The sequence below is a fragment of the Streptomyces iranensis genome (genome assembly GCF_017874715.1).
Classification (GTDB): Bacteria; Actinomycetota; Actinomycetes; order Streptomycetales; family Streptomycetaceae; genus Streptomyces; species Streptomyces iranensis.
On record NZ_JAGGLR010000055.1, the window covers coordinates 1 to 13,393 of the forward strand.

Below are 13,393 nucleotides of genomic sequence, written 5' to 3' on the forward strand. Positions count from 1 at the left end.
AACGGACGATCCAGCACCACATCCAGATGCGCGCACACCTCGTCCAGGGCGCGGGCGAACACCGGGAAGGCGTCGTACAACTCCCGCCCCATGCCGGGACGCTGCGCACCCTGACCCGAGAACAGGAACGCCGACCTGCCACCCGTGGCGGCCTGGCCCTGGACGACTCCCGAGGCGATTCCGCCCTCCGCGACGGTCCGCAGGCCACGCAGCAGGGTCTCCCGGTCCTCGCCCACCAGCACGGCGCGGTGCTCGAACACCGACCGGGACGCCAGCGTGTGTCCGACGTCCAGCGCACCGATGTCGTCCCGGGCCGCCACATCCGCGTACAGCCGCTCGGCCTGCGCCCGCAGTGCCTCCCGGCTCTTGCCGGACACCAGCCACGGCACCACGGCCGCCGACACCGGCGTCCCGGGCCCGGCCACCTCAGCGGCCACGGCCTCGTCCAGTTGGGGCGCCTGCTCGATGATGGTGTGGGCGTTGGTCCCGCTCAGCCCGAACGAGGAGACGCCCGCCCGGCGCGGCTGCCCCGTCTCCGGCCACGCGGTGGCCTCCGTCAGGAGACGCACCTCGCCCGTCGACCAATCCACCTGCCGCGACGGCTCGTTCACATGCAGCGTCCGCGGCAGCACGCCCGCACGCATGGCCATCACCATCTTGATGACCCCGGCCACGCCCGCGGCGGCCTGGGTGTGGCCGATGTTGGACTTGATGGCGCCCAGCCACAGCGGGCGGCCCTCCGGCCGCTCCTGGCCGTAGGTGGCCAGCAGCGCCTGCGCCTCGATCGGGTCGCCAAGCGTCGTACCCGTACCGTGCGCCTCCACGACGTCCACGTCGGCCGCCGACAGCCCCGCACTCGCCAGCGCCTGCCGGATCACCCGCTGCTGGGACGGGCCGTTGGGCGCCGTCAGACCATTGGACGCACCGTCCTGGTTGATCGCGCTGCCGCGCACGATCGCCAGCACCGGGTGGCCGTTCTTCCGCGCGTCCGACAGCCGCTCCACCAGCAGCATGCCCACACCCTCGGACCAGCCCGTGCCGTCCGCCGCGTCCGCGAACGGCTTGCACCGGCCATCGGGGGCAAGACCGCGCTGCCGGCTGAACTCCACGAACGCACCCGGCGTCGACATCACCGACACACCACCGGCCAGCGCCAGATCACACTCGCCCTGACGCAGCGCCTGCACCGCGAGATGCAGCGCCACCAGCGACGACGAGCACGCGGTGTCCACCGTCATGGCCGGCCCCTCGAGGCCGAACGTGTACGAGATGCGTCCGGACACCACGCTGGCCGCGCTGCCCGTGCCCACATGACCCCCGAAGTCCTCGGGGGCGTCGAGCATGATCGTGGAGTAGTCCTGGCCGTTGGTGCCCACGAACACACCGGTCCGGGTGCCGCGCAGCGCGGCCGGCTTGACGCCCCCGTATTCGAACGCCTCCCACGACGTCTCCAGCAGCAGCCGCTGCTGCGGGTCCATGGCCACGGCCTCGCGCGGCGAGATCCCGAAGAACGTGGGGTCGAACTGGGGCGCCCCGTAGAGGAATCCGCCCTCGCGGGCGTAGAACGTGCCCGGGTGCTCGGGGTCCGGGTGGTACATGCCCTCGACGTCCCAGCCACGGTCGCCGGGGAATCCGGCGATGGCGTCGCCGCCCTCGGCCAGGAGCCGCCACAGCTCCTGCGGGGTCTCGACCCCGCCGGGGAAGCGGCAGCTCATCGCCACGATCGCGATGGGGTCGTCGTCGTCCGGCCGCGCCCGGTGCGCCACCGCCGAGGTGGCCGCTTCGGCGGTGGCCCCGCCCAGCTCCTGCCACAGATGGGCGGCGAGCGCTTCGGCGGTCGGGTAGTCGAAGATGAGGGTCGCGGGCAGGCTCAGACCGGTGGCCAGGTCGAGCCGGTTGCGCAGCTCGATGGCGGTGAGGGAGTCGAATCCGAGGTCCCGGAAGGCGCGGCCCGGCTCGACGGACTCCGCCGAGAAGTGGCCGAGCGCGGAGGCCGCGTGGGTGCGGATGAGGTCCAGCAGGAGGAGGCGCTGCTCCTCGTCCGACCGTCCGGCCAGCTGGTCCCGCAGCTCGTGGCCCGGTGTCGCCCGGCCGGTGGTCCCGGCCACGGCGGTCAGGAGCTCGCGCGCCTCGGGGATGTCGCTGACGAGGGCGCTGGGGCCCGCGCTCAGCATGGAGGACATGGCGGCCCAGTCGATGTCGGCCACGACCAGCGCGGCCTCGTCATGACCGGCGGCCCAGCGCAGCGCGTCCAGGGCGAGCGAGGGAGCCATCGGGGGCAGTGGCCCGCCGCGCATCCGCTCCCCGGCGCGACCGCTCGCGGCCATGCCGCTCTCGGCCCACGGGCCCCAGGCGACCGCGGTGGCGGCCAGGCCCTGGGCGCGGCGCTGCTGTGCCAGCGCGTCCAGGTAGGCGTTGGCGGCCGCGTAGGCGGCCTGGCCCGCGCCGCCGACGGCGCCGGCGAACGAGGAGAACAGCACGAACGCGTCGAGCGACAGCTCCGCGGTCAGCTCGTGCAGATGGCGTGCGCCCTCGACCTTCGCGGCCAGGGTCCCGGCGAGCTGGTCGACGGTCAGACCGTCCAGCACACCGTCGTCCAGAACGCCCGCCGCGTGCACGACGGCGCTCAGCGGATTCCGCTCCGGGACGGCGGCCAGCACGGCAGCGAGTCCATCGCGGTCGGCGGCGTCGCAGGCCGCCACGGTCACCTCGGCGCCGAGCTCCTCGAGCTCCGCCGTGAGTTCGGAGGCACCCTCCGCCGACGGGCCGCGACGGCTCGTCAGCACCACATGCCCGGCGCCCTCGCGCACGGCCCAGCGCGCCACCTGCGCGCCCAGGGCGCCGGTGCCACCGGTGATGAGCACCGTGCCCCGGGGCCGCCACGCGCGCTCGGCCGACTCGCTGCCCACCGTGACGCGGGAGAGGCGCCGGGCGTACGCTCCGGATCCGCGCAGCGCCACCTGGTCCTCGCCGTCCCCGGCGGACAGCGTCCAGGCCAGTCGCGCGGCAGCGCGCTCGTCCAGCGTGTCGGGCAGGTCGACGAGACCGCCCCAGACGCGGGGGTGCTCCATGGCGGCCACCCGGCCAAGGCCCCAGATTTCCGCCTGCGCGGCGCTGGTGAGCTGGTCGGAGCGGCCCACCGACACGGCACCCCGGGTGGCACACCACAGCCGGGTGCGGATGTCGGCCTCGGCCAGGGCCCGCACCAGCGTCAGTGTCAGGGCGAGGCCACGCGAGACCGCCGGATGCCCGGTGCAGGGCCGCTCGTCCACGCCCACCAGGGACAGCACACCGCCGATCCCGGACGGTTCGGTGGCGATCCCACGCAGCCGGTCGGCCAGCACACCGGGGGCGAGGTCGGCCTCGTCGGCCACCACACGAACGACCTCGGCACCGTGCCGCTGGAGCGCGGCGGACGCCGACTCGGCGAATGCGTCATCGTCACCGGAGGCGGGGACGACCAGGAGCCATGTCCCCGAGAGCGTGGCCGCGGGGGTCTCCGAGACCGGCTTCCAGGAAATCCGGTACCGCCAGCCGTCGACCGTGGCCCGGTCCCGCTGCTGACGGCGGTACGAGGACAGCGCGGGCAGCAACTCGCCCAGCGAGCCACCGCCGTCGATGTCCAGCGTCGCGGCCAGCGCCTCCAGATCCTCGCGCTCCACCGCGTCCCAGAAGCGGGCGTCCACGCTGTCCGCGGCGGAACCGCCGGACCCCGCGTTCGTGCCCTCGAGCCAGTAGGGCTGACGCTGGAAGGGGTACGTCGGCAGCTCGACCGTGTGGGAGCCCTGCCCGGCGAAGACCTGCCCCCAGTCCACCGTCACACCGTGGACGTGGGCCTCGGTCAGCGCGGCCATCAGGGCCTGGGCGTCAGGGCGCCCCTTGCGCAGGACCGGGACCACGGCCGGGGCCGAAGTCGCCTCTGCCGCAAGGCAGTCCCGCGCCATCGCCGAGAGCACACCGTCGGGGCCCACCTCGATGTACGCGGTGACACCCTGGGCCGCGAGAGAGCGAACGCCGTCGGCGAAGCGCACGGCCTCGCGCACATGCCGCACCCAGTACTCCGGCGAGCACACCTCGTCGGCCCCGACCGGCGCACCCGTGACGTTGGAGACCAGCGCCAGGGTGGGGGGCTGGAAGGACAGTCCCCGCACCACACGGCGGAAGTCGTCCAGCATCGCGTCCATGCGCGGCGAGTGGAAGGCGTGGCTGACCCGCAGCCGGCTCGTCTTGCGCCCTTGCTCCGACCACTGGGCGGCGATCTCCAGGACCGCGCCCTCGTCACCGGCGATGACGACGGCGGTCGGCCCATTGACGGCGGCGATGCTCACCTCGGCCTCACGGCCCGCGAGCGAGCCCGCGATCTCCTCCTCCGACGCCTGCACCGCCACCATGGCGCCGCCCTCGGGCAGCGCCTGCATCAGACGGCCACGCGCCGCGACCAGCGTGCACGCGTCCTCCAGGGAGAGGACACCGGCCACGTGGGCGGCGGCGATCTCGCCGATGGAGTGGCCGATCAGCACGTCCGGGGTGACACCCCAGTGCTCCAGCAGCCGGTACAGCGCCACCTCGACGGCGAAGAGGGCGGGCTGGGTGAAGGCCGTCCGGTCCAGGAGCTCGGCGTCCGCGCGCCCCTCCGCCGCGAACACCACCTCCCGCAACGGACGGTCCAGCACCACATCCAGGTGTGCACACACCTCGTCCAGCGCCTGGGCGAACACGGGGAAGCCGTCATACAGCTCCCGGCCCATCCCGAGGCGCTGCGCACCCTGGCCGGAGAAGAGGAACGCCGTCTTGACCGCCGACCCGGCCACGCCCTGGAGCGCGTTGGGGGCGACCTCGCCCGCGGCGACGGCCTCGAGCCCGGCGAGGAGTTCCGCACGGTTCGCACCGGACACCACGGCACGGTGCTCGAACGTCGATCGCGTCGCCACCAGCGAGTGGCCAATGTCCAGCGGGCTCAACTCGGCCCGCTCCAGCAGGAACGCCCGCAGCCGGGCCGCCTGGGCCCGCAGCGCGTCCGCGCCACGACCCGACAGCAGCCACGTGGCCACACCGGTGTCACCGTCGGACGCCGGGCTCGCCTCGGCCTCGTCCTCGTCGACCGGCGGGGCCTGCTCGATGATGGTGTGCGCGTTCGTACCGCTGACACCGAACGCGGAGATGCCCGCCCGGCGCGGCTGATCGGTCTCGGGCCACGCGGTGGCCTCGGTCAGCAGCCGCACCTCGCCCGCCGACCAGTCCACCTGGCGCGACGGCTCGTCCACGTGCAGCGTCCGCGGCAGCGTGCCGTGCCGCATGGCCATCACCATCTTGATGACACCCGCGACACCGGCGGCGGCCTGCGTATGACCGATGTTGGACTTGAGCGCGCCCAGCCAGAGCGGGCGGCCCTCCGGCCGGTCCTGGCCGTACGTGGCGAGCAGCGCCTGGGCCTCGATCGGGTCGCCCAGGGACGTACCGGTTCCATGCCCTTCCACGACGTCCACATCGGACGGGGTCAGACGGGCGCTCGCCAGCGCGTCCCGGATGACCCGCTGCTGCGAGGGGCCGTTGGGGGCGGTCAGACCGTTGGACGCACCGTCCTGGTTGACCGCCGAGCCCCGCACGATGGCCAGCACGGGGTGGCCGTTCCTGCGCGCGTCGGACAGCCGCTCCACGAGGAGCATGCCGACGCCCTCGGACCAGCCGGTGCCGTCCGCCGCGTCCGCGTACGGCTTGCAGCGGCCGTCGGGGGCGAGACCGCGCTGCCGGCTGAACTCGACGAAGGCGCCCGGTGTCGACATCACCGTCGCACCACCGGCGAGCGCCAGGTCGCACTCGCCCTGGCGCAGCGCCTGGACCGCCAGGTGCAGGGCGACCAGCGACGATGAACACGCCGTGTCCACCGTCACCGCGGGCCCCTCGAGGCCGAAGGTGTACGAGATACGGCCCGATACGACCGAGGTCGCGGTACCGGTCAGCAGATGGCCTTCGATCTCCTCCGGGAAGCCGTCGACGTCCGCCCCGTAACCCGAGGTGGCGGCGCCCACGAACACACCACCGCGACGGCCCTTCACCGACCCGGGAGCGATGCCCGCCCGCTCGAACGCCTCCCAGGACGTCTCCAGCAGCAGCCGCTGCTGCGGATCCATGGCAAGGGCCTCACGCGGCGAGATCCCGAAGAAGCCCGCGTCGAACTCGCCCGCGTCGTGAAGAAAACCACCCTCACGGGAGTAGAACGTGCCCGAGCGCTCGGGGTCCGGGTCGTACATCCCGTCCACGTCCCACCCACGGTTGGACGGGAAGTCTGAAATGGCGTCACCACCGCCGACCACCAGCCGCCACAGATCCTCGGGGCTCCCCACACCGCCCGGGAAACGGCAGCTCATCGCCACGATCGCGATGGGCTCCTGCTCTCCTGCCTCCAGCTCGCGAAGGCGTTGGCGAGCTTGGTGCAGATCTGCCGTTACTCGCTTGAGATAGTCCCGAAGCCTATCTTCGTTCACCATGAAAACCTTGCCTATTACGAGTCAAAGAAGACTGAAGAATGAAAGGAGGCCAGAGAACTGCACCTCGGCGGTCACATTTAGCTGAGCTCATTTTCGATGAAATCGAAGAGGTCGTCGTCCGACGCCTCGTCAAGCCGATGCGTAATGCTCTCAGCTTCCGTCGCTCCGCCCTCTCCGCCATTCAGTTTGGCGAGGAGCACCTGGAGTCGGGATGCGATGGCCATTCGCTCGGCGTTGTCCGGCTCAGCCGTGGAGAGTGATGCCTCGAGTTTTTCCAGATCCGCGATCAGCGGAGTGGCGGATGTCCCTTCGTCGGGGAGGACGCCCGCTCGTACGTGTTCCGCGAGGGCCCTTGCGTTGGGATAGTCGAAGACCAGGGTGGTGGGCAACCGCAGACCGGTGTCCGCGTTCAGCCGGTTTCGGAATTCTACTGCTGTGAGCGAGTCGAATCCCAATTCCTTGAAGGCGCGGTCGGATTCCACGCCTTCCATACCGGAGAATCCGAGAACCGCGGCCGCGTGACCGCGCACCAGGTCGAGCACGGCGCGCTCCCGCTCGCCCGGAGCCAGCGCGAGGAGCCTTTCCCTCAGGCGCGACCCGCCCTCCGCGTGGCTCTCCTCGGCGGCACGGGCCCGCTCCAGGGCCGATACGACCTCGGGCAGGTCACCGAGGAGCGGGCTGGACCGTCCGATGGTGAAGGCGGGGGCGAAACGCTCCCAGTCCACATCGGCGACCGTCACCACGCCGTCGTCACCCGCGACCGCCCCCCGCAACGCGGCCATCGCCAGGCCGGGCGCCATCGCGGGCAGACCACGACGCGCCAGCTGGTCGCCGCCGTCTCCGGCCGCCATACCGCTCTCGCCCCAGGGGCCCCAGGCCACGGCGGTACCGGCGAGACCCCGGGCACGGCGGTCCTCCACCAGCGCGTCCAGATAGGCGTTGGCCGCACCGTACGCGGCCTGACCACCACTGCCCCACACACCCGCGATCGAGGAGAACACCACGAAGGCATCCAGCTCACGGTCGCCCAGCAACGCGTCCAGATGCCCGGCACCGGCCGCCTTCCCGGACACCACCGAGGCGGCGTCCGCCAGACTCATCCCCGCCAGCTCGGCAGCCTGCTCCACACCCGCCGCATGGAAGACCGCCCTCAGCGGGAACTCCTCCGGGACGGTGTCCAGCACCGCGGCCAGTTGCTCGCGGTCGGCCACATCGCAGGCCGCCACGGTCACCCGGACGCCCAGCGCCTCCAGCTCCTCGCGCAGCTCGGACGCGCCCGGCGCGTCGAGGCCGCGACGGCTGGTCAGCACCAGATGCTCAGCACCCTGGCCCGCCACCCACCGCGCGATCCGCGCACCCAGCGCACCCGTACCACCGGTCACCAGCACCGAGCCGCCGACCCGCCACGACCGCTCCGTACCCTCACCAACCCCAGCCCCGGCCTCAGCCCTCACCAGACGCCGGACGAACACCCCCGAACCGCGCACCGCGACCTGGTCCTCACCGTCCCCACCTCCGGACAGGACCCCCGTCAACCGGCCCACCGCACGGTCGTCCAGCACCTCGGGCAGATCCACCAGACCACCCCACACCGCCGAGTGCTCCAACCCCACCACCCGGCCCAGACCCCACACCTGCGACTGCACCACACCAGCCAGGCGGTCCGAACGCCCCACCGACACCGCGCCCCGCGAAGCACACCACAACAGCGCCTCGACATCCGCCCCGGCCAACGCCTGAACCAGCGTCAATGTCGAAGCAAAGCCATTGGACAGCGCGGGACGCCCGGGGCAGGGCTCCTCGTCCAGAGCCAGCAGCGACAACACACCACCCAGGTCAGGCGCGTCGGCGACCGTCTTACGCAGCCGCTCCGCCAGCGCCTCGGCGTCCAGGTCCCCCTCGTCCACCGTCAGCGACACCACACCCGCGCCATGCCGCTCAAGCCCGGAGACCACCCCCGCCACCAGCTCATCCCCGGCACACGACGCCGGAACCACCACCAGCCACGTCCCCGACAACGACCCACCGGCCACATCCCCAACCGGCTTCCACGACACCCGATAACGCCAGCCGTCAATCGTGGACTGCTCACGGTTGCTCCGGTGATACGCGGACAGCGCGGGCAGCACCGCGCTCAGCGGTGCGTTGCCGTCGATGTCCAGCGCCTCGGCGAGCGCTTCGAGATCCTCGCGCTCGACCGCTTCCCAGAATCGCGCGTCCACCGAATCCGCGCCGGTCGAACCGGCATCCCGGCCACCACCGGCAATGGACGTCTCCGGCCAGAACCGCTCGCGCTGGAACGCGTAGGTGGGCAGCTCCACCTTGCCTCCACCGCGGCCGGCGAATACCGGTTCCCAGTTCACCGTGGCACCGTGTGCGTGCAATTCGGCCAACGCCGTCATCAACGCCCCCGCTTCGGGGCGCTCCTTGCGCAGCACAGGGACCAGCATTGCCGTCGAAGCGTCCTCGGCACTTTCCGCGAGACAGTCCTGGGCCATCGCGGTGAGCACACCGTCGGGCCCCACTTCCAAGAACCTGGTCACACCCAACGCCTTAAGCGAACGTACCCCATCCGCGAACCGCACCGCCTCACGCACATGCCGAACCCAATAATCCGGAGAATACGTCTCCGCCTCCGATACCAGCCCACCGGTGACATTGGACACCAGCGCCATGGTCGGCGGTTCAAAAGAGACCTCACGGACCACGTGGCCGAACGCGTCCAACATACTGTCCATGAGGCAAGAGTGAAACGCATGAGAGACCCGCAAACGCCTAGTCTTTGTCCCCTTCGCCTTCCATGTGTCCGCCACCTCCTGGACCGCCTGCGTTTGGCCCGCGATCACCACGGCCGACGGACCGTTGACCGCCGCGATGCTCATCTCGTGCTCGCGACCGGCGAGTGAGGCGGCGACCTCCTCCTCGGATGCCTGGATGGCGACCATGGCGCCACCCTCCGGCAGCGCCTGCATCAGACGGCCACGCGCCGCGATCAGTGTGCATGCGTCCTCCAGCGAGAACACGCCCGCCACATGGGCCGCCGCGATCTCGCCCACCGAGTGGCCGATCAGCACATCCGGGGTGACACCCCAGTGCTCCAGCAGCCGGAACAGCGCCACCTCGACCGCGAACAGCGCGGGCTGGGTGAACGCCGTCCGGTCCAGCAGCTCGGCATCCGCACTGCCCTCCGCCGCGAACATCACATCCCGCAGCGGCCGGTCCAGCAGCACATCGAGATACGCACACACCTCGTCCAGAGCACGGGCGAACACCGGGAACGCCTCGTACAACTCCCGCCCCATGCCCGGACGCTGCGCACCCTGACCCGAGAACATGAAGGCGGTCTTACCGCCCGGCACCGCCTGCCCCTGGACGACACCGGAGGCGATCCCGCGCCCGGCCACGGACTCAAGACCACGCAGAAGGGTCTCCCGGTCCTCGCCGACCACCACGGCACGGTGCTCGAACGCCGACCGGGACGCCAGCGAACACCCCACGTCCAGCACGCCGAGGTCGCTCCGGGCCGACACATGCGCGGCGAGCCGCTCGGCCTGCGCGCGCAGTGCCTCCTGGCTCTTGGCCGAGACCAGCCACGGCACCACGGCCGTCGGCTCGACCGCCTCGGGAGCGGGAGCCACGGTGTCCGGAGCGGCGGGCTCCTCGGCTGCCGGCGCCTGCTCGACGATGGTGTGGGCGTTGGTCCCGCTCAGCCCGAACGAGGAGACGCCCGCCCGGCGCGGGCGACCCGTCTCAGGCCACGCGGTGGCCTCCGTCAGCGGACGCACCTCGCCCGCCGACCAGTCGACCTCCCGCGACGGCTCGTCCAGGTGAAGGATCTCCGGCAAAACGCCCTCACGCATCGCCATCACCATCTTGATGACACCGGCCACACCGGCGGCCGCCTGCGTATGGCCGATGTTGGACTTGATGGCACCCAGCCACAGCGGCTGCCCCTCGGGCCGCCCCTGGCCGTAGGTGGCCAGCAGCGCCTGCGCCTCGATCGGGTCGCCGAGAGTCGTACCCGTACCGTGCGCCTCCACGACGTCCACGTCGGCCGCCGACAGCCCCGCACTCGCCAGCGCCTGCCGGATCACCCGCTGCTGGGACGGGCCGTTGGGCGCCGTCAGACCATTGGACGCACCGTCCTGGTTGATGGCGCTGCCGCGCACGATCGCCAGCACCGGGTGGCCGTTCTTCCGCGCGTCCGACAGCCGCTCCACCAGCAGCATGCCCACACCCTCGGACCAGCCCGTGCCGTCCGCCGCGTCCGCGAACGGCTTGCACCGGCCATCGGGGGCAAGACCGCGCTGACGGCTGAACTCCACGAACGCACCCGGCGTCGACATCACCGACACACCACCGGCCAGCGCCAGATCACACTCGCCCTGACGCAGCGCCTGCACCGCGAGATGCAGCGCCACCAGCGACGACGAGCACGCGGTGTCCACCGTCACCGCGGGCCCCTCGAGACCGAAGGTGTAGGAGATGCGGCCCGACACCACGCTGGCCGCGCTCCCGGTGCCCAAGTGGCCTTCGAGGTCGCCCTGCGCGTCCACCCACAGCCCGGCGTAGTCCTGGCCGTTCGTGCCGACGAACACACCCGCCCGCGCGCCCCGCAGCGACTCGGGGGCGATTCCGGCCCGTTCGAACGCCTCCCACGACGTCTCGAGCAGCAGCCGCTGCTGCGGGTCCATGGCGAGCGCCTCACGCGGCGAGATCCCGAAGAACCGTGCGTCGAACTCCGGGGCGCCGTAGAGGAAGCCGCCTTCCCGCGCATAGGACGTGCCGAGCCGCTCGGGGTCGGGGTCGTACAGCCCGTCGAGGTCCCAGCCGCGGTCGGCGGGGAACCCGGAGATGGCGTCGCCGCCGTCGGCGACCAGCCGCCACAGATCCTCCGGCGTATGCACGTCCCCGGGGAAGTGGCAGCTCATCGCCACGATCGCGATGGGATCGTGGTCCACGGCCACCGCGCTCGGCTCGATGGCGTCGAGGGCCGGCTGGGTCGTGCCGAACGCCTCGGCGTCCAGGTAGTCGGCCAGTTCGGCGGCGGTCGGGTAGTCGAAGACCAGCGTCGCCGGGAGGCGGAGGCCGGTCGCGAGGTCCAGCCGGTTGCGCAGCTCGACCGCCGTGAGGGAGTCGAAACCGAGGTCGCGGAAGGCCCGGCCGGGCTCGATCGAATCCGCCGAAGCGTGGCCGAGGACCGAGGCCGCGTGGCCGCGGACCAGTTCCAGCACGGCCGCGTTCCGCTCGGCCGCCGACAGTCCGGCGAGCTTCCCGGCGAATGTGGACGCCTCCGCGCCGACACCGTCGTCGCCCGTGGTCAGGTGCCTGTGCGCTTCGGGGATGTCGCTGACGAGAGCGCCACCGCGCGCCGCGGCCAGCGACGGGGCCAGACGCTCCCAGTCGACGTCCGCGACGACGAGCGACGCCTCCTCCTGGCCCACGGCCCAGCTCAGCACGTCCACGGCGAGCGCCGGGGCCATCGCGGACACCGCGCCACCGCGTACCCGCTCCCCGGCGCGACCGCTCGCGGCCATTCCGGACTCGGCCCACGGTCCCCACGCGACCGCCGTACCCGCGAGCCCGGCGCCACGGCGCGCCACCGCCAACGCGTCCAGGTACGCGTTCGCCGCCGCGTAGGCGCCCTGCCCCGCACCGCCCACCACACCGGCGAACGACGAGAACAGCACGAAGGCGTCCAGCTCGAGGTCCGCCGTCAGCTCATGCAGCAGCCGCGCACCCTCGACCTTCGCCCCCAGTACCCGAGCCAGCTGGTCAACGGTCAGACCATCGAGCACACCGTCATCCAGCACACCGGCCGCGTGCACCACGCCACGCAGCGGGAAGCGCTCGGGAATCCCCGTGAGTACCTCGGCCAGCGCATCCCGGTCGGCGGCGTCACAGGCCGCCACCGTCACCTCGGCGCCGAGCCCCGCCAGCTCAGCCCTCAGCTCGGCGGCACCCTCGGCCGCGAGACCGCGACGGCTGGTCAGCACCACATGCTCGGCGCCCTCGCGCACGGCCCAGCGCGCCACCTGTGCGCCCAGGGCACCCGTACCACCGGTGATCAGCACCGAGCCACTCGGCCGCCACGCCTCACCGCCCATCGAGGCCGCACGCACCAGCCGTCGGCCGAACACCCCGGAGCCGCGGACCGCCGCCTCGTCCTCGCCACGCTCGGCGGAGAGCACACCGGCCAGCCGCGACACCGCGCGCTCGTCCAGCGTCCCGGGCAGATCGACGAGACCGCCCCAGATCTGCGGGTGCTCCAGGGCCGCGACTCGGCCAAGGCCCCACGTCTGCGCCTGCGCGGCGCTCACGAGCCGGTCGGAACGCCCCACCGACACCGCGCCCCGCGAGGCACACCACAGCCGAAGGCCCGCGTCCAATCCCGCCGCGGCCTGCACCAACCGCAGCGTCAGTGCGAGTCCGGCCGCGACCGCCGGCTCCCCGGCAGACGGCTCCTCGTCCAGCGCGAGCAACGACAGCACACTCGCCTCGGACTCATCACCGAGCGCGCCCATCAGCGCCTCGGCGAGACCGTCGCGGTCCGCGTCGGCGTCAACCGCCACCGGTACGACACGGGCGCCGGACTTCTCCAGCCCCTGAGTGATCGTCCCGGTGAGCTCGCTGTCGGCGAGCGAGGCGGGCACCGCGAGCAGCCACGTACCCGACAGCGAACCAGCAGCCACCTCCGGGACCGGCTTCCACGAGACCCGGTAGCGCCAGCCGTCCACCGTGGCCCAGTCACGCTGCTGACGGCGGTACGAGGACAGCGCGGGCAGCAACTCGCCCAGCGAACCGCCCCCGTCGACGTCCAGCGCCTCCGCCAGCGCCTCCAGATCCTCGCGCTCCACCGCGTCCCAGAACCGCGCGTCCACACTGTCCACCGCGCCGGAACCGCC

2 protein-coding genes are annotated in these 13,393 nt (G+C 72.3%); both read right to left on the reverse strand.

The annotated features are described in order from the left end of the window. Positions 1-6,488 (reverse strand): type I polyketide synthase (locus J2Z30_RS48910; RefSeq protein WP_209469186.1); only part of this gene is annotated, 6,488 nt, incomplete at its 3' end. 77 nt (positions 6,489-6,565) lie between these two features. Next, a partial coding sequence (locus J2Z30_RS48915) for a type I polyketide synthase (RefSeq protein ID WP_209469187.1) occupies positions 6,566-13,393 on the reverse strand: 6,828 nt, incomplete at its 5' end.